Genomic DNA, 17,440 nt, shown 5'->3' on the forward strand with positions numbered 1-17,440 from the left:
GAATCACCGGACCGAATCACCGGAGCGAATCACCCGGACGAGCCGGGACCGACCCTAGGATGACGGCATATGCCCGACTCCCCCCGATGGCGGAGGCTCCTCGCCGGTCCGTCCCTGATCGCCGTGCTCGGCGCGCTCCTCGCGGGGTGCGGCGGCTCGTCCGGGCCGGTGACGCTGACCGTCCTGGCCGCGTCCTCGCTGAGCGACGTCATGGACGAGCTGGGCGGCACCTACCACCAGGAGCATCCGTCCGTGCGGTTCCGGACGGTGTACGGCGGCTCCCAGGAGATGACCGCGAGGGTCGGGGACCACCAGCCCGCCGACGTCCTGGTCACCGCGGACGAGACGTCCCTCAAAGAGGTCTCGCGACGGCTCGCGGGCCGCCCGCGGATCGTCGCGGGGAACTCGCTGGCCATCGCCGTCCGGCCCGGGAACCCCAAGAAGCTGCGCTCGCCGTTCGACCTGGTCAGGCCCGGTCTCCGGGTGGTCACGGGCGGGCCGATCGTCCCGGTCGGACGGTACGCGCAGCAGATGTTCGCCCATGCCGGGCTGACCGTCCGGACGTCGTCGCAGGAGATCAGTTCCCGGGCCGTCCTGGACCGGGTCCGGTCCGGCCAGGCGGACGCGGGCGTGGTGTATGTCACCGACCTCCGTTCCGCGGGCGTGGCGGCCGGAAGCGTGCCGATTCCGACGGCGATGAACGTCAGGGCGTCCTATCCGGCGGCGGTGGTGCGCGGAGGACACGCGAAGCAGTCGGAGGCGTTCGTCACATGGCTGACATCCGCGACCGCTCGTTCGTTGTTCCAGAAGTACGGGTTCGCCGCTCCGGCGGCGGGCGGCTGACACCCCGGCGACCGGCCGGGGGCGCCCGTACGCGGGCGCGCGCCGAGCCCGTCGCACCGGCCCGCGGCCCGGGTTTTCCAGGCCGCTGACCAGGGAAGATCTTGTTCCGCCCCCGGGTTCCGGGCGCGCTGAGGGATGCAGGGGAGCGAAGGTGCCGTCGAATCCAGGGGAGACGCCGCCGGGCCGTCCGGAACGGGCTCGTCCCGACAACGGACGCCCCGACAACGGCCGACCCGACCACGGGCGGCCCGGCACGAGGCAGCCCGAGCGGAGGCAGTCGGTACCGCCCCGCGACAAGCCCGACCAGCCCTGGCGGGCCGAGGGCGTGAAGCACCGGCCCGCCGAGAAGAAGAACAACAACGGCAACGGGGACGACAAGGGCGGCGGGGGCGGCTTCCGGCCGGGCCGCAACACGATCATCTTCTGGCTGCTGCTCCTGCTGGTGTTCGCGCTGAGCTACACGTCCATGCACATCGCGGGCCAGAAGGAACGCGCCGACATCCCCTACACCGCGTTCACCCAGCAGGTCTCCGCGGGCAACGTCAAGGACGTCTACACCAAGGGCTTCGAGATCCAGGGCAAGCTGAAGCAGGCCCGGCAGATCCCCGGCCAGGACGACAAGGGCAAGACCTACACCGACTTCAAGACGCTCCGTCCCGAGTTCGCCAACGACAACATCTTCGGCGAGATGGTGAGCAAGGGCGTGGTCGTCGAGGCCAAGCCCGTCACCGAGAGCCGCGGGCTCCTGGCGAACCTGCTGCTGTCGCTGCTGCCCACGCTGCTGTTCGTCGGCCTGTGGATCGGCGCGATGATCTGGATCCAGCGGCGCATGACCGGCGGCGGACGCGGCGGCGGCATGCTCGGCGGCTTCGGCCGCTCCCCCAAGCCCGTGACCCCGGACGAGAAGCGCGCCACGTTCGCCGACGTCGCCGGGATCGACGAGGTCGAGGCCGAGCTCGAGGAGATCGTCGACTTCCTCAGGGACCCCGACAAGTACCGCCGGATGGGCGCCCGCGCCCCGCGCGGCGTCCTGCTGACCGGCGCGCCCGGCACCGGGAAGACGCTGCTCGCGCGCGCCGTCGCGGGCGAGGCCGACGTGCCGTTCTACTCGGCGGCGGCGTCGGAGTTCATCGAGATGGTCGTCGGCGTCGGCGCGGCCCGGGTGCGCGAGCTGTTCACCGAGGCCCGCAAGACCGCGCCGTCCATCATCTTCATCGACGAGATCGACACGATCGGCCGCACCCGCAGCTCCAGCGCCAGCATGGGCGGGCACGACGAGCGCGAGCAGACCCTCAACCAGATCCTCACCGAGATGGACGGGTTCTCCGGCTCCGAGGGCGTCGTGGTGATCGCCGCGACCAACCGCCCGGACATCCTGGACGCGGCGCTGCTGCGCCCCGGCCGGTTCGACCGGCAGATCACCGTGTCCCCGCCCGACCTGGACGGCCGGGTCGCGATCCTCAAGGTACACATCCGGGACGTCCCGATCGCGCCCGAGGTCGACCTCACCGACCTCGCCAAGATGACGCCCGGCATGACCGGCGCGGAGCTGGCGAACCTGGTGAACGAGGCGGCCCTCATGGCGGTCAAGCGCGGCCACACCGCCACCGACAACACCGACTTCCACACCGCGCTGGAGAAGATCCAGCTCGGCACCCGCCGCTCGCTGGTGATGCCCGAGGAGGAGCGCCGCCGCACGTCCTTCCACGAGTCCGGCCACGCGCTGCTCGGCATGCTCTACCCTGGCGCCGACCCCGTCCGGAAGATCACGATCGTCCCGCACGGCCGCGCCCTCGGCGTCACCGTCTCCACCCCGGAGAGCGACCGCTACGCCTACGACGAGAGGTACCTGCGCGGCCGGATCATCGGCGCGCTCGGCGGCATGGCGGCCGAGGAGCTGGTGTTCGGCGTGATCACCACAGGGGCCGAGAGCGACCTGCAGCAGGTCACCCAGATCGCCCGGGGCATGGTCGGCCGCTGGGGCATGTCGAACCGCATCGGCCCGCTCTCGGTCCTCCCGCCGGACGGCGGCGACCCCATGAGCCAGTACGCCTCCCAGGGCACCCTCGACGCCGTCGACGAGGAGGCCCGCCGCATCGTCGACGAGTGCTACCAGGAGGCCCTGCGCACCCTGAGCGACAACCGCGACAAGCTGGACGCCCTCGCGACGACGCTGCTGCAGGCCGAGACGCTCGACGAGGCGGGCGCCTACGCCGCCGCGGGCATCCCCCGCGCCTCCACCCGGCCCGCCCTCACGCGCTCCGGCACGCCCGAGGGCGGCGCCGAGGGCACCACGACCGGCTGATCCCGGCCCCCGGCACGGCTCGGCACGGCTCGCCGCGCCGGGCTAGCGCGCGGAGCGGGGGACGCCGACCGGATTGGGGAACGGGAGGTCGCCCGAGTCCGCCACGGCCCGAGCGATGGGCTCCAGGGCCTTCGCCAGGCGCTCCGGGTCGTCCAGGGCCCGGAGCGGACGGGACGCCAGCGCGTCGGTGCGGGCCTCGATATGCGCCTTGAGGCGGCGGCCCTCCTCACTCGCCCCGCCGCCCGCGTCGAGCAGGCCCCGTCCGGCGAGCCGCCGGACGGCCGCGGCCCACTCGTCCTGCGACCAGGCCCGGCTCTCCCTGAGCCACTCCCCCGGCGAGTCCGCGCTGGTCGCGGTGGCGAGGACGTTGGCCTCACAGCCGTCCAGGCCCTCCGTGGTCAGCAGCGCCACATGCCCGTCGCCGCGTTCCTCGCGCAGCGACGTGGCGCCCTGCCAGAGCGCGGCGACGGGGTCGTCCGGCCACTCCAGCGCCTGGTTCGCGGCGAACAGCGGCCGACCCGCCCCGTCCGCCGCCCGGACGACCCGCTCGACCAGCGGAAGGGCGACCTCGGCCGCCTCGTCCACCTCGGGGAGGATGCGCCGGAGCGCCGCGGCGGCGGCCTCGGCCCGCGCGACCACGATCTTCTCCGGCGCCGCGAACGACCAGGCGTCCGGGACGGCCCGCCGCACGCGATCGGGGTGGAACCCGTGGAACACGGCCGCCACCACGCCCGGCGACACCGCGCCCATCGGCGCGGCCCGGCTCCCGAAGTACCCCATCCAGTAGCCGCGCAGGCCGAGACGCCGGTTCGCCTCGACGCACTCCGCCGAGAAGTAGGTGACGGCGTGCACGGGCTCGAAGAGCGTCCACAGACGCCGCGTCACAGAATCGTCCACCCGAACATTCTGGACGATCAGGTCAGAGCGCAGAAGGCAGGAGCCCGTCCCGGATGATCTCGAGGGCGTCCGCGTCGCTCCGAAGCGCGCCGAGGACGACCTCCGGAGGCGCCGCGAAGACCGTCGGGTAGTCGAGCTCGCCCGCGGACGGGTCCGCGACGTACGCCAGGCGGTCCTCCGACGCCGAGAAGGCCAGATCGACCCCGCGCGAGTCGAGACGCACCCAGCAGTCGTCGGCGAGCACGGCGGTCAGCCCATGCAGGAAGAACCGGTCGCCGTCGCGAAGCCGCTGGTAGCACAGCCCCGCCTGGATCCCGCCGGCGCGCAGCAGCGCGGTCAGGGCGTGGGCCTGCGCGTGGCAGAAGCCCGTCCCCTGCTCCAGGACGTCCGAGGCCCGCCAGGTCACACGCGGATCCGGGACGTCCCCCGGATGGCTCACGTTGTCGCGGACGTACTCGAACGCCAGCCGTGCGTAGGTGAGGTCGTCGCCCGTCCTCAGCTCGGAGGCGATCGACCGGACGAGCGGGTGCTCGACGTCGACCGCCTCGTCCGCGCCGAGGTACGCCCAGGGTTCGGCGTCGAAGACCGGGGAGAACCTCACAGGCCGAGCAGGGACTCGATGCCGACGGTCAGCCGGTCCGGCAGCCCGGCGGCCCGGCGGACGCCCAGCAGGACGCCCGGCATGAACGACTCGCGGTTCATCGAGTCGTGCCGGATCGTGAAGGTCTCGCCGTGCCCGCCGAGCAGCACCTCCTGGTGCGCGATCAGGCCGGACAGCCGGACGGCGTGCACCCGGACGCCGTCGACGTCCGCGCCGCGCGCGCCCGGGATCTCCTGGCTGGTCGCGTCCGGCGAGGGGGCCGCCCCGGCCTCGGCGCGGGCGGCGGCGACCAGCTCGGCGGTGCGGCGCGCGGTGCCGGACGGCGCGTCCGCCTTGTTCGGGTGGTGCAGCTCGACGATCTCGACCGACTCGAAGAACGGCGCGGCCTTGGTCGCGAAGTGCATCATCAGCACCGCGCCGATGCCGAAGTTCGGCGCGATGAGGACCTGCCCGCCGGGCGTCGCCGCCTGCCAGGACCGGACGGTGTCCAGCCGCGCGGCGTCGAACCCGGTCGTGCCGACCACGGCGTGGATGCCGTGCCCGACCAGAAAGCGCAGGTTGTCCATGACCACGTCGGGGTGGGTGAAGTCGACGACGGCCTCGGCGCCCGCCTTGGCGAGCTCGTCGAGCGCGTCGCCCTGGTCGAGCGCCGCGACCAGTTCCAGGTCGTCCGCGCCCTCCACGGCCCGGCACACCTCGCTGCCCATCCGGCCGCGCGCGCCGAGCACCCCAACCCTGATCACGATGTTCCTCCAGGTCTGCGTAGGTCCGCCCGAGCCTATCGCGGGGCCCGACCGCCCCCGGCGGCCCGGCCGGTCACGCCCGTCGGCGACCCGTCACGCCCCTCGACGCCCGGTCGCTCCCGTCAGCCGTCAGTCACGTCCGTCCGCGGTCAGTCGCCCCCGTCCGTCGGCGGTCAGTCGCGCCCGTTGGCGACGAACAGGTTGAGCAGCCAGCTCACGATCCCGACGATGATCGCGCCCCAGAAGGCCGACCAGAAGCCGTCCACGTGGAACGGCAGGCTCAGCTGCTTGGCCAGCCAGCTCGTCAGCATGAACAGCAGCGCGTTCACGACCAGCGCGAACAGCCCGAGGGTCAGCACGTAGAACGCGCAGCCGAGCACCTGGATGACCGGCTTGACGAACGCGTTCACCAGGCCGAAGATCACCGCGACCCCGAGCAGGGTGAAGCCCTGCTTGGTGCTGTTCGCGGTGGTCACCTCGATCCCGTGCACCAACGCGGTCGCGACCCACAGCGCGACCGCGCAGATCACGGTCCTGAGCAGAAATCTCATGCCCGGTCCCTACCCGATCATGAACGCCGGGTAACGGACCGTGACCGCCGTGTGACGGCGGCGGCTCAGAGCGAGAAGTCGGCGTCCTCGAACGGCCCGATGACGGTGAGCGCCTGCGGACGTCCGAGCACCTCCGCGGCGATCTCGCGGACGTCGTCCTGCGTGACCGCCTGGATCCGGGCGAGCACCTCGTCCACCGGCAGCAGCGACTCGTACACCAGCTCGCTCTTGCCGATGCGGGACATCCGGGACCCGGTGTCCTCCAGGCCGAGCACCATGCCGCCACGCAGCTGGCCCTTGCCCCGCTCCAGCTCCTCGTCGGTGAGCCCGCCGGAGAGCACGCGGTCGATCTCCTCGCGGCAGATCGCCAGCACCTCCTCGGCCTTGCCGGGCTGGCAGCCCGCGTACACGCCGAAGATCCCGCTGTCGGCGTACTGCGAGGTGAAGCTGTACACCGAGTACGCCAGGCCGCGCTTCTCGCGGATCTCCTGGAACAGCCGGGACGACATCCCGCCGCCGAGCGCCGCGTTCAGCACGCCCAGCGCGAACCGGCGGTCGTCGGTGCGGCGGACGCCCTCGCAGCCGAGCACGATGTGCGCCTGCTCGGTGTCCTTGTCCAGCACCCGGACCGTCGGGTCGACCGGAATGTCCGGGCCTCCGACGCGCGGCGCGGACGGCGACGGCGCGCCCACGTCGGTCAGGTACGGCGCCCACGCCGTCTCGACCAGCCGGACGACCTCGTCGTGGTCGATGTTGCCCGCGACCGACACCACCAGGTCGGACGGCTTGTAGTGGTCGCGGTAGTAGCCGTGGATCCGGTCCCGCGACAGCGCGTTGATCGACTCCTCGGTGCCGAGGATCGGACGGCCCAGCGGGACGTCGCCGTACAGCGCGAGCGAGAACTCGTCGTGGATCAGGTCGCCCGGGTCGTCGTCGCGCATGTGGATCTCTTCGAGGATCACCCCGCGCTCGGCCTCGACGTCCTCGGGCCGGTTCACCGACGCGGCGACCATGTCGGACACCACGTCCACCGCCAGCGGCAGGTCGCTGTCCAGCACCCGCGCGTAGTAGCAGGTGTACTCCTTGGCCGTGAAGGCGTTGAGGTCGCCGCCGACCGCCTCCACCGCCGCCGAGATCTCCAGCGCCGAGCGCCGGTCCGTGCCCTTGAACAGCACGTGCTCCAGGTAGTGGCTGGCGCCCGCGTCGGCGACCTCCTCGTCCCGCGAGCCGACCGCGGCCCAGATGCCGAACGCCGCCGAGCGGACCGTCGGCAGCGTCTCGGTGATGACCCGGAGCCCGCCGGGGAGCACGGTCCGCCGGACGGCGCCCTCCCCCTCGGACACGGAGTCGGGCTGGCCGCTCCGGGGACTGCGGCCGGGCTGGTGCGGGCTGGTCACGGGGTGGATCTCCAGGGGTTGGACGGACCGACGGCCCGTCCCGTCAGCTGACGGGACGGGCCGATCGGAACGGCGGATGTGTGATCAGGAGTTGCGGGCGTCGTCACCGGACGGGCGACGGGTGCGGCGGCGGCGCGGGGCGCGCTTCTCGCCGTCCTCCTCGTCGGCCGGGCGGTCGGCGGGCTCGGCGTCCCGCTCCTGGTGCGCCTCGCCCGCGGCCTCCTTGCCGGCGGCCTCCCGCTCGACGACCTCGACCGGGACCAGCGACAGCTTGCCGCGCTGGTCGATCTCGGTGACCTCGACCTGGATCTTCTCGCCGACCGAGATGACGTCCTCGACGTTCTCGATCCGCTGGCCGCCGTGCAGCTTGCGGATCTGCGAGACGTGCAGCAGGCCGTCCTTGCCGGGCAGCAGCGACACGAACGCGCCGAACGTCGTGGTCTTCACGACCGTGCCGAGGAACCGCTCGCCGACCTCCGGCATGTGCGGGTTGGCGATCGCGTTGATCGCCTGCCGCGCCGCCTCGGCGGACGGGCCGTCGGTCGCGCCGACGTAGATGGTGCCGTCGTCCTCGATCGTGATGTCCGCGCCGGTGTCGTCCTGGATCGAGTTGATCATCTTGCCCTTCGGGCCGATGACCTCGCCGATCTTGTCGACCGGGACCTTGATCGTGATGATCCGCGGGGCGAACGGGGACATCTCGGACGGACCCTCGATGGCCTCGGACATGACGTCCAGGATCGCCAGCCGCGCGCCCTTGGCCTGCTTCAGCGCCGCGGCCAGGACCGAGGCGGGGATGCCGTCCAGCTTGGTGTCGAGCTGGAGCGCGGTGATGACGTCGCGGGTGCCGGCGACCTTGAAGTCCATGTCGCCGAACGCGTCCTCGGCGCCGAGGATGTCGGTCAGGGTGACGTACTCGCCGCCCTCGTGGATCAGGCCCATCGCGATGCCCGCGACCATCTGCTTCAGCGGGACGCCCGCGTCCAGCAGCGACATCGTGGACGCGCAGACCGAGCCCATCGAGGTGGAGCCGTTGGAGCCGAGCGCCTCCGACACCTGCCGGATCGCGTACGGGAACTCCTCGCGCGTCGGCAGCACCGGGAGCAGGGCGCGCTCGGCGAGGGCGCCGTGCCCGATCTCGCGCCGCTTCGGCGAGCCCACCCGGCCGGTCTCACCGGTGGAGTAGGGCGGGAAGTTGTAGTTGTGCATGTAGCGCTTGGTGCGCTCGGGGTTCAGCGTGTCGATCATCTGCTCCATGCGGAGCATGTTCAGCGTGGTGACGCCCATGATCTGGGTCTCTCCGCGCTCGAACAGCGCCGAGCCGTGCACCCGCGGGATCACGTGCGCCTCGGCCGACAGCTGCCGGATGTCCTTCACGCCACGGCCGTCGATGCGCAGGCCGTCGGCGATGATCCGCTCGCGGACGAGCTTCTTGGTGACGGCGCGGAAGGCGGCGCCGATCTCCTTCTCGCGGCCCTCGAAGTCGGCGCCGAGCTTCTCGACGGCGCCGGCCTTGATCTCGTCCAGCCGGGACTCGCGGGTCTGCTTGTCGGCGATCGTCAGCGCCTCGGCCAGTTCCTGGCCGACGGCGGCGTTGACGGCCTCGAACACGTCGTCCTGGTAGTCCAGGAAGATCGGGTACTCGGCGGTCGGCTTGGCGGCGGTCGCGGCCAGGGCGCTCTGCGCCTCGCACAGGACCTTGATGAACGGCTTGGCGGCCTCGAGGCCCTGCGCCACCGTCTCCTCGGTCGGGGCGGTCGCGCCCTCGCCGACCAGCTTCAGCGTGCCGACGGTGGACTCGGCCTCGACCATCATGATCGCGACGTCGCCGTCCTCCAGCAGCCGGCCCGCGACGACCATGTCGAAGGTCGCGCGCTCGAGCTCGGAGTGGCGCGGGAAGCCGACCCACTGGCCGTCGATCAGCGCGACGCGGACGCCGCCGATCGGGCCGGAGAAGGGCAGCCCGGCGAGCTGGGTGGACAGGGACGCGGCGTTGATCGCGACGACGTCGTACAGGTCGTCGGGGTTCAGCGCGAGGATCGTCCCGACGACCTGGATCTCGTTGCGCAGGCCCTTCTTGAAGGACGGGCGCAGCGGGCGGTCGATCAGGCGGCAGGTGAGGATCGCGTCCTCGGACGGCCGGCCCTCACGGCGGAAGAACGAGCCGGGGATGCGCCCGGCGGCGTACATCCGCTCCTCGATGTCCACGGTGAGCGGGAAGAAGTCCAGGTTCTCCTTGGGCTTCTTCGACGCGGTGGTGGCCGACAGGACCATGGTCTCGTCGTCCAGGTAGGCGACGGCGCTGCCGGCCGCCTGGCGGGCCAGCCGGCCCGTCTCGAAGCGGATGGTCCGCTTGCCGAACGCGCCGTTGTCGATCACGGCCTCGGCACTGGTCGCGCCCTCGATGCGCGGAGCTTCGGTCACGGGAAACCTCCTGTTTCCGGTTGACGTCGCCTCGCGGTCGTTTCCCGTTGTGCTGACAGGCGGTGCCGGTCTTCGATCGAAGCGTCCGGATCGGGGCCGCGTTCCGGCGGCGATCCGGAGGCCACTACCGAGGACCGGCCGCAGCAGCGGTGTCCGCGAGGCTTCCTTCGGTGGCCGGCCCTCAGGCCGGCCGTTCCGGCCGGTCGGACGACCGGCCGGGGGTGCCCCCGGGAACTGTCATGCCCAGGAACCGGGGGTCGTATGGGGGTCGTTCTATGCGAGGAGGGAGCGGCCCGGTCGGGCCACTCCCCCTCTGACACCGCTAGCGGCGAAGGCCGAGACGCTCGATCAGCGAGCGGTAGCGGGTGATGTCCTTGTTCTGCAGGTACTTCAGCAGACGGCGGCGGCGGCCGACCAGGAGCAGCAGACCACGGCGGCTGTGGTGGTCGTGCTTGTGCTCCTTGAGGTGCTCGGTCAGGTCGTTGATCCGCTTGGTCAGCAGCGCGACCTGGACCTCCGGGGAACCGGTGTCACCCTCAGTGGTCGCGTACTCGGAAATGATCTTGTTCTTGGTGGCGGTGTCGAGCGACACGTGGCTCCTTCTGTGTTCTCGTCATCCGCAGGCCCCGGCCGCCCGGGGTCCGCATGATGCGTCAGGGATGCGTGTGCGGGCCGCACTGAGGGTGCAGCCCGCCGCACCGGGACCTCGTCCCGGCGACTATCCACCGTACCACGCCCCGTCGCCGGGGCTGTCACGGAGCAGCGGCGCACGGTGATCATCGCCTCCCGGGGCCCGCCCGAACGCGGATTCCGGCGTCAGGGCCGTCCGGGAGGCACGGATTCCGCCGTCCTGGGCTCAAACCCCGGAGCTTCGCCGTCCGGGCGATCGGTCCGGCCGACCGCCGCGCCCACAGGCGTGGCCGTTGGGGCGTCGCCCGACTGTTCCATCGCTCGTTTGGTCTCCGGCCGTCCGGGGACGGTCAGGAGTCGGCGGCGGTGAGGTCGCGGGCGCGGGAGACGTCGCGGTGCATCTCCTCGATCAGGGCCTCGACGGAGTCGAACTTCAGGGTGTCGCGGATGCGGGCCAGGAAGTCGACGGCCATGTGCTCGCCGTAGAGGTCCAGGTCGTCGCGGTCGAGGGCGTACGCCTCGACCGTGCGCTCGGCGCCCTCGAAGGTCGGGTTGGTGCCGATGGAGATCGCGGCGGGCCAGCGGAAGCCCGGGAAGCGGCCGGTGTCGGCGACCAGCCAGCCCGCGTACACGCCGTCCTTGGGGATGGCCGAGTGCGCCGGGGTCTCCAGGTTGGCGGTCGGGAAGCCGAGCGCGCGGCCGCGCTGGTGGCCTCGCACGACGACGCCCTCCACGCGGTGCGGGCGGCCGAGCGCCCGGGCGGCGGCCTCGACGTCCCCGGCGTCCAGTTCGGCGCGGACGAGCGTGGAGGTGATGGTGTCGGCGCCTGCGCCCGAATCGGCCACCAGCGGTATCCCTTCAGCGGTGAAGTCGTATTTGTCGCCCAGTTCGGTGAGCAGCCCGAGATCGCCGCGGGCGCGGTGGCCGAAGCGGAAGTCCGCCCCGACGACCACGTGCTCCGCGTGCAGGGCGTCCACCAGGACCCGGCGGACGAACTCGTCGGCGGGCTCCTGGGACTGCTCGGGGGTGAACGGGATCACCAGGACCGCGTCCGCGCCGAGCCCCTCCAGGAGGTCGACGCGGCGTTCGGTGGTGGTCAGCAGCGGTGGGTGGCCCCCCGGCCCGACGATCCCGTCCGGATGCGGGTCGAAGGTGACCACGACCGAGCGCACGCCCCGCTCGCGGGCGCGCTCGACGGCGGCGCGGACGATCCGCGCGTGCCCCCGGTGCACCCCGTCGAACACGCCGATGGTCACCACCGACCGTCCCCCGTCGGCGGGGACCTCGTCGAGGCCGTGCCAGCGCCGCACCATGCACTCCCTGCGTCGGACCCTGCGGCCGGTCACGCCCGCCGCTTCCCGTCTCCCGCCCAAGGGTGCCATGCGCGGCGGGGTGCGCGGTCCGGCGGGGCCGGGCGGATGAACGGTCGGCGGCACGTGATCACGCCGGGTAACGTCTGCGGGGTGAGCGTCCAGAGCCGAAGCGGCACGCGGAACGCCCGGAGCGGGGGCGTCCCGCTGTCCGGCACGCGTCCGCGCGGGCCCGTGATCGCGCTGTTCGGGCTGGTGCTGGCCGCGCTGCTGGCGGGCCATCGGGCCGTTCCCGGGGCCGCCGGGACGCTCCTCGACACCGCCCTCCCCTGGATCGGCCTGCCGGTGCCGCTGCTCATCGCGTTCGCCGTGTACCGGAAGGCGTGGACGGGCCTGGCCCTCGCGCTCGTCCCGGCCGTGGTGTGGGCGGTCCTGTTCGGCGGGGCCTTCCTGCCCGGTGCGTCCGCCGCCCGGCACGACCTGCGCGTCGTCAGCCAGAACCTGTACGCCGGCAACAAGGATCCGCGGGCGACCGTCGAGCGGCTGATCGCGACGCGGGCGGACCTGATCGCGATCCAGGAGTTCCGGGACGGCGCGTTCACCCGGCGTCTCGACGCGCTGTACCCGTTCAGCGCCCGGCGCGGGACGGTCGCCCTGTGGGGCAAGTTCCCGCTGCGGGAGAGCAAGGTCGTCGATCTCGGCCTGGGGTGGCCTCGGGCGCTCCGGGTGCGGGCGGAGAGCCCGCGCGGGGAGGTCGCGGTCTATGTGGCGCACGCCGGATCGGCGCGTCCGGGGGCGACGCGCAAGCGCGACGTGAGTGTGAACCGGCTCTCCGACACGATCCGGGCGGACGGGTCGAAACGGGTCGTCCTGCTGGGTGATCTCAACACGGCGACGACCGACCGCGAGCTCGGCAGGCTGGTGCCGATGCTGCGCGAGGCGCAGCTCACGGCCGGGAAGGGGCTCGGCTTCACCTGGCCCTCGTCCTTCCCGGTCACGCGTCCCGATCACGTGCTGTACCGGGGCGTGAAGGCCGAGGCGGCGACGACCCTGCGCACGCCCGGCAGCGACCACCGCGCCGTTCAGGCGGACTTCAGCGTCGATTCCTGAACGGGCATGGGACGATGACTCCAGCCATGTCCGATTCCGCCCTGCCTGACCGGCTTCTCTCCCGCTCCGCCCGCGCGGTGGTCTTCGCGACGGTCTGCCTGACGCTGACCGCCGCCGGACACGCGTTCTCGGCGGGCGAGGCCGTGCCGGCGACCGGGATCGGCCTCGGATTCGCGCTCGTCGCCGGGATCGCCGCGCTGCTCGCGGGGACGGAACGGTCCTATCCGACGATCTTCGGCGGGCTGCTGGGGGCGCAGTTCGGGCTGCACGTCCTGTTCGTCCAGGTATCGGATGGGACCGTCCATCACGGCCTGCCGCACGCCGCGCACGCCCACGGCGGCGCGGTCATGACGCTCGCCCACACGCTGGCCGCGCTGGTCACGGCCTGGTGGCTGCGGCGCGGCGAGGCCGCCGCGTGGTCGCTGGCCCGCCGGATCGCCGCCGCCGCGGCCCCGCCACGGCCGGCGCTGCCGGACGTTCCTGTGCCCCTACGGACGATCGTCCGTCCGGCGGCCCGGATCCTGCCCTCGCGAACGGCTCCGCTCCGGCACTCGGTCTCGCGGCGCGGCCCGCCGCGAGCGCTCTCCCCCGCCTGATCATTTCCTTCGTTTCACCAGTTCACGTGGAGAGTTCTCGCATGCGCGCAATCATCGCGCTCGGGCTGGCCGGGGTCCTGCTGGGCGCGGCCGCCTGTTCCGGCACCGGCGGATCGCAGGCCCCCGCGGCGGCCGAGCGGCCCCTGTCCAAGGGCCCGTACAAGTCCACCCCGCTGCCCGCGTCCTACAAGATCCCGGACGTCCGGCTGACCGACCAGAACGGCCGTCCCTACGACCTCGCCGCGCAGGCCCGGGGCAAGGTCACGATGCTGTTCTTCGGCTACACCCACTGCCCCGACATCTGCCCCACCACCATGGCGGACGCGGCCGGGGCCATGAGCCTGCTGTCCCCCGCCGAGAAGGCCCGCACCCGCGTGCTGTTCGTCACCGCCGACCCGGCGCGGGACAAGCCGGGCACGCTCAAGGACTTCCTCGGCAGGTTCGATCCGTCGTTCGTCGGCCTCACCGGGCCCTACGCGGAGATCAAGAAGGCCGCCGCGGACGCCAGGACCTCGATCAGCCCGCCGCCCGCGAACGCCAAGGGCAACTACGTCGTCTCGCACGGCAGCAACGTCATGGTCTACGGCCCGGACGGCTCGGGCGCGCTCATGTTCCCGTACCAGTTCGGCAGCGCGGACATGGCGCACGACCTGAAGGCGCTGCTGTCCGCGTCCGCGGCGTCCTCGGCGGCGCCGTCCGCCGGGACGTCCGAGTCGATCAAGGTCTCCGGCGCCCAGGTCCGGGTGCCGTCCTCGCCGGACGTCACCGCCGGGTACATGACGATCACCAACACCGGCGAGCCCGACACCCTCACCGGTGTGGACTCCCCCACCGCCGCGACCGTCGAGATGCACCGGATGTCGATGAACGGCGCCAACGGCATGAAGATGGAGCAGGTCAAGGCCGTCCCGGTCGGCAAGGGGACGGTCGAGTTCGCCAAGGGCAGCCTGCACCTGATGCTCATGAAGCCCCGCGACCTCAAGATCGGCCAGGACGTCCCGCTGACCCTGCACTTCGCCAGGGCGGGCGACGTCGCCGTGACGGCGAAGGTCGTCGCGGTGAACGGCTAGGACGGCCGGACCCGAACGCGGGCTAGGACGCGAAGACGGCGAGGGGCTTGGCCGCGTGGCCCTGCTCCTCGACCAGCGCCAGAAGGGTCCCGTCGGGCGCGAAGACGCCGACGGGGCCCGGCCCGAGGCCGGCGGCGGGCAGCTTGCCGCCGTGCGTCACCTTGCGGGCGTCGTCGGCCGACACGTCCCGGCGCGGGAACGCGGCGGCGACCGCGTCGCCGATCGGCAGGATCTCCACGTTCTCGGCGAGCTGGTCGATCGTGCGGGCCATGCTCAGGTCGTACGGGCCGACGCGGGTGCGCCGCAGGAAGGTCAGGTGGCCGCCGCAGCCGAGCCCGGCGCCGAGGTCGCGGGCCAGCGCCCGGATGTAGGTGCCGGACGAGCAGGTCACCGACGCGTCCACGTCGACGAAGTCGCCCTCGCGGCGGATGCCGGTCACCTCGAAGGCGTGCACCGTCACCGGACGCGCCTTGAGCTCGACCTCCTCGCCCTTGCGGGCCATCTTGTAGGCCCGCTCCCCGTTCACCTTGATCGCGCTGACCTGCGGCGGAACCTGGCTGATCGGCCCGGTCAGCGCCGCGATCCCCTCGATGACCATGGCGTCGGTGACGTGCCCGGTGGACGCGGACGCGGTGATCTCGCCCTCCGCGTCGTCGGTGTTGGTGGTCTGGCCGAGCCGGATCGTCGCGTCGTACTGCTTCTCGGTCAGCGCGAGATGGCCGAGCAGCCGGGTCGCCTTCTCCACCCCGACGACCAGCACGCCGGTCGCCATCGGGTCGAGCGTGCCCGCGTGCCCGACGCGGCGCGTCCTGGCGAGCCGCCGCATCTTGCCGACGACGTCGTGCGACGTCCAGTCGGCGGGCTTGTCGACGATGACGAGTCCAGAGGTGGTCACGCGATGCGCTCCGAGTCGGTGGTGAAACGGGATTCGGTCTCCTCGGCCGCACACAGGGCGTCGCGCAGCCGGTCGATGATCTCGGCGGGCTCGCCCGCCGCGTTGAACGCCGCGGCGGTGCGGTGCCCGCCCCCGCCGAGCAGCGCGCAGGCCCGGCCCACGTCCACCTCGCCCTTGGAGCGGGTGGAGACGTACCAGTCGCCCGCGTCGGTCTGCTTGCAGACCACCGCGACCTCGGCCTCCTCCGTCCGGCGGAGCTGGTCGATGACGCCCTCGAGCTGCTCGTAGGTGACGCCGCAGAAGGACCGGTCACCGGCCTGGACGGTCGTCCAGACCAGGCCCCGGCCTCCCGCGGCGGAACGCTCCAGCCGGGCCCGGCCGAGCGCGCCCGACAGGACCTGCAGGTAGCCGAACGGAGCGCGGTCCCACAGCTCGCGGCTGACCTTCTCCGGCCGCACGCCCGCCTCCAGCAGGCGGCGCGCCAGATCATGGACCTGCGGGGTCGTGCAGGGGTACTTGAAGGATCCGGTGTCGCTGGCGAGGCCCGCGTACAGGCCCTGCGCGACGTCCGGGGTGAGCGGGACGCCGAGCCGCCGGATCAGCTCGTCCGCGAGGACGGCGGTGGCGGCGGCCTCGGCGTCGGCCAGCATCACGGTCTCGCCGTCGCGCCCGTCCGCGAAGGACCGGCCGGACGCGTGGTGGTCCAGGACGATCAGCGCGTCGGCGCGGGCCGCGGTCGCGGCGAGCGAACCGAGCCGGTCCGGGCCCGCCGCGTCCAGCGTGATCATCAGTGCCGGGCGGGACGGCAGCTCGCCCGGCCCGGTCAGCAGCTCCATGCCGGGCAGGAAGCGCAGGCTCGCCGGGACCGTGAACGGCTCGCCGAACGAGGCCGCCACGGACCTGCCGAGCCCCCGCAGCACCTGTGCGACCGCGAGCATCGACCCCAGGGCGTCGCCGTCGGGGCCGATGTGACACGCGAGCACGACCTCGTCGGCCGCGTCGATCAGCTCGAGGGCCCGGTCCCAGTCGAGTCCGGCCCCGGTGTTCACGAGGAGGCTCGGGCGACGCCGTCGTCGCCGGTGTCGTCGTCCTCGTCCGCGTCCTCCTTGTAGGGGTTCGCGTCACCGGCGTGCGTCGCGCCCGCGGCCGCGGCGGCGACCTCGGCGTCCGACCTGCGCGCCTTGGCGAGCAGGTCGTCGATGTGCGCGACGTTCTCCATGAGGGAGTCGAGCGTGAACGTCAGGCTCGGGGTGTGCCGCACCCCGGTCTGCCGTCCGACCTCGGACCGGATGATCCCCTTCGCGCTCTCCAGCGCGGCGGCGGTCCCGGCCCGCTCCTCCTCCGTGCCGTACACCGTGTAGAACACGGTCGCGTCACGCAGGTCGTTGGTGATCCGGGTGTCGGTCACGGTCACGAAGCCGAGCCGCGGATCCTTGATCCGGCGCTCCAGCATCTCGGCCACGATCTGCTGGATGCGGTCGGCGAGCTTACGCGCCCGGGCTGCGTCCACCATGATCGCACTCCCTTTCCACGGCGCCCCGGAAGGGCGCCTAGTCCTCGTCGTTGAAGAGCCGCCGCCTGACCGACAGCAGCTCGATCTCGGGGCGCCCGGCCACCAGCCGTTCGCACTGGTCCAGCACGTGGGCGCAGTTGTCGGCGGCCCCGGACACCACCGCCACGCCGATCTCCGCCCGGCGGTACAGGTCGTTGTCGCCGGTCTCGGCGACCGCCACCCCGGGGAAGTGCTTGCGCACCTCCGCGACGATCGGACGTACCACCGCCCGTTTCTGCTTCAGCGACCGCACGTCCCCGAGCAGCAGATCGAGCGTCAAAGCGCCTACGTACAGGATGACCACCCCGGTTTCCCTAGCTTGAACGACGGTGGCCACATCGGCTGTTCCCGTGATCGCCTCCCGCGAACACCGGAACTCCGGAAGATGACCACCCACATGGAGAGCGCCAGGCTAGTTGATCAGCCTGACGCTCTCACCTGCTTTTTCGCACGTCGTCCCGCCCTGAGGGGCAGGGTCGGGCGCCCCCTCGCGGGGGGGCGCCCTTGAGCCCTACG

At 72.5% G+C, this 17,440-nt stretch carries 17 protein-coding genes; 5 read left to right on the forward strand and 12 right to left on the reverse strand.

What is annotated here, in order from left to right:
- The first annotated feature begins 69 nt into the window (after positions 1-69).
- Positions 70-843 carry a molybdate ABC transporter substrate-binding protein gene (modA, locus tag P696_RS0108435; RefSeq protein WP_026412001.1) on the forward strand — a complete coding sequence of 258 codons (774 nt, stop codon included), beginning with the start codon at positions 70-72 and terminating at the stop codon, positions 841-843.
- A gap of 151 nt (positions 844-994) precedes the next feature.
- Positions 995-3,148: an ATP-dependent zinc metalloprotease FtsH gene (gene ftsH, locus P696_RS44105; RefSeq protein WP_084336982.1), complete on the forward strand. Its 2,154-nt coding sequence runs from the start codon at positions 995-997 to the stop codon at positions 3,146-3,148.
- 42 nt (positions 3,149-3,190) lie between these two features.
- On the opposite strand, the gene P696_RS0108445 is transcribed toward ftsH, so the two are convergent.
- The 8 genes from P696_RS0108445 to P696_RS0108480 form a co-directional block, all read right to left on the reverse strand.
- Complete coding sequence (locus P696_RS0108445; RefSeq protein ID WP_026412002.1) at positions 3,191-4,045, reverse strand: SCO6745 family protein; 855 nt, start codon at positions 4,043-4,045, stop codon at positions 3,191-3,193.
- Between the two features lie 22 nt (positions 4,046-4,067).
- Positions 4,068-4,646: a transglutaminase-like domain-containing protein gene (locus P696_RS0108450; RefSeq protein ID WP_026412003.1), complete on the reverse strand. Its 579-nt coding sequence runs from the start codon at positions 4,644-4,646 to the stop codon at positions 4,068-4,070.
- Positions 4,643-5,389, reverse strand: coding sequence for a 4-hydroxy-tetrahydrodipicolinate reductase (gene dapB, locus P696_RS0108455; RefSeq protein ID WP_084336984.1), 747 nt, complete (start codon positions 5,387-5,389; stop codon positions 4,643-4,645). Before dapB ends, P696_RS0108450 begins: the two co-directional genes overlap by 4 nt.
- Before the next feature lie 173 nt (positions 5,390-5,562).
- The gene (locus tag P696_RS0108460; protein ID WP_026412005.1) at positions 5,563-5,940 is read right to left on the reverse strand and encodes a phage holin family protein; all 378 of its coding nucleotides are present in this window, start codon (positions 5,938-5,940) and stop codon (positions 5,563-5,565) included.
- Positions 5,941-6,005: 65 nt separating this feature from the next.
- Positions 6,006-7,283, reverse strand: coding sequence for a M16 family metallopeptidase (locus P696_RS0108465; RefSeq protein ID WP_026412006.1), 1,278 nt, complete (start codon positions 7,281-7,283; stop codon positions 6,006-6,008).
- A gap of 138 nt (positions 7,284-7,421) precedes the next feature.
- Positions 7,422-9,743: a polyribonucleotide nucleotidyltransferase gene (locus P696_RS0108470; RefSeq protein ID WP_026412007.1), complete on the reverse strand. Its 2,322-nt coding sequence runs from the start codon at positions 9,741-9,743 to the stop codon at positions 7,422-7,424.
- Between the two features lie 340 nt (positions 9,744-10,083).
- Positions 10,084-10,353 (reverse strand): 30S ribosomal protein S15, encoded by a 270-nt coding sequence (rpsO, locus tag P696_RS0108475; protein ID WP_026412008.1) that lies wholly within the window; start codon positions 10,351-10,353, stop codon positions 10,084-10,086.
- Positions 10,354-10,741: 388 nt separating this feature from the next.
- Entirely contained in the window at positions 10,742-11,701 is a 960-nt protein-coding gene (locus P696_RS0108480; protein WP_026412009.1) for a bifunctional riboflavin kinase/FAD synthetase, read from the reverse strand.
- Between the two features lie 153 nt (positions 11,702-11,854).
- On the opposite strand from P696_RS0108480, the gene P696_RS0108485 reads away from it, so the two are divergent.
- Genes P696_RS0108485 through P696_RS52160 form a run of 3 tightly spaced genes read left to right on the forward strand, consistent with a single transcriptional unit; the run spans position 11,855 to position 14,477 of the window.
- On the forward strand, positions 11,855-12,811 hold the full coding sequence (locus tag P696_RS0108485) for an endonuclease/exonuclease/phosphatase family protein (RefSeq protein ID WP_211245657.1): 957 nt from the start codon (positions 11,855-11,857) through the stop codon (positions 12,809-12,811).
- Positions 12,812-12,837: 26 nt separating this feature from the next.
- The gene (locus tag P696_RS44110) at positions 12,838-13,407 is read left to right on the forward strand and encodes a hypothetical protein (protein ID WP_051467044.1); all 570 of its coding nucleotides are present in this window, start codon (positions 12,838-12,840) and stop codon (positions 13,405-13,407) included.
- Positions 13,408-13,448: 41 nt separating this feature from the next.
- Positions 13,449-14,477 (forward strand): SCO family protein, encoded by a 1,029-nt coding sequence (locus P696_RS52160; protein WP_051467046.1) that lies wholly within the window; start codon positions 13,449-13,451, stop codon positions 14,475-14,477.
- A 22-nt stretch (positions 14,478-14,499) separates the two neighbouring features.
- Here P696_RS52160 and truB read toward each other — a convergent pair whose 3' ends face one another.
- The 4 genes from truB to P696_RS0108515 are packed head-to-tail and all read right to left on the reverse strand — an operon-like array spanning position 14,500 to position 17,219.
- Complete coding sequence (truB, locus tag P696_RS0108500) at positions 14,500-15,372, reverse strand: tRNA pseudouridine(55) synthase TruB (RefSeq protein ID WP_026412011.1); 873 nt, start codon at positions 15,370-15,372, stop codon at positions 14,500-14,502.
- Positions 15,369-16,421 carry a DHH family phosphoesterase gene (locus tag P696_RS44120; protein WP_034483473.1) on the reverse strand — a complete coding sequence of 351 codons (1,053 nt, stop codon included), beginning with the start codon at positions 16,419-16,421 and terminating at the stop codon, positions 15,369-15,371. The genes truB and P696_RS44120 overlap by 4 nt, the downstream gene beginning before the upstream one ends.
- Positions 16,418-16,885 (reverse strand): 30S ribosome-binding factor RbfA, encoded by a 468-nt coding sequence (rbfA, locus tag P696_RS0108510; RefSeq protein ID WP_026412012.1) that lies wholly within the window; start codon positions 16,883-16,885, stop codon positions 16,418-16,420. The genes P696_RS44120 and rbfA overlap by 4 nt, the downstream gene beginning before the upstream one ends.
- Before the next feature lie 37 nt (positions 16,886-16,922).
- On the reverse strand, positions 16,923-17,219 hold the full coding sequence (locus P696_RS0108515; RefSeq protein ID WP_026412013.1) for a DUF503 domain-containing protein: 297 nt from the start codon (positions 17,217-17,219) through the stop codon (positions 16,923-16,925).
- Positions 17,220-17,440 lie beyond the last annotated feature (221 nt).

Source organism: Actinomadura oligospora ATCC 43269, from assembly GCF_000518265.1.
GTDB classification, from domain to species: domain Bacteria; phylum Actinomycetota; class Actinomycetes; order Streptosporangiales; family Streptosporangiaceae; genus Spirillospora; species Spirillospora oligospora.

Coding starts and splice junctions, on each gene's coding strand:
- modA (WP_026412001.1), top strand. CDS start 70: ATGCCCGACTCCCCCCGATGGCGGAGGCTCCTCGCCGGTCCGTCCCTG.
- P696_RS0108460 (WP_026412005.1), bottom strand. CDS start 5,940: ATGAGATTTCTGCTCAGGACCGTGATCTGCGCGGTCGCGCTGTGGGTC.
- P696_RS44110 (WP_051467044.1), top strand. CDS start 12,838: ATGTCCGATTCCGCCCTGCCTGACCGGCTTCTCTCCCGCTCCGCCCGC.
- P696_RS52160 (WP_051467046.1), top strand. CDS start 13,449: ATGCGCGCAATCATCGCGCTCGGGCTGGCCGGGGTCCTGCTGGGCGCG.
- rbfA (WP_026412012.1), bottom strand. CDS start 16,885: ATGGTGGACGCAGCCCGGGCGCGTAAGCTCGCCGACCGCATCCAGCAG.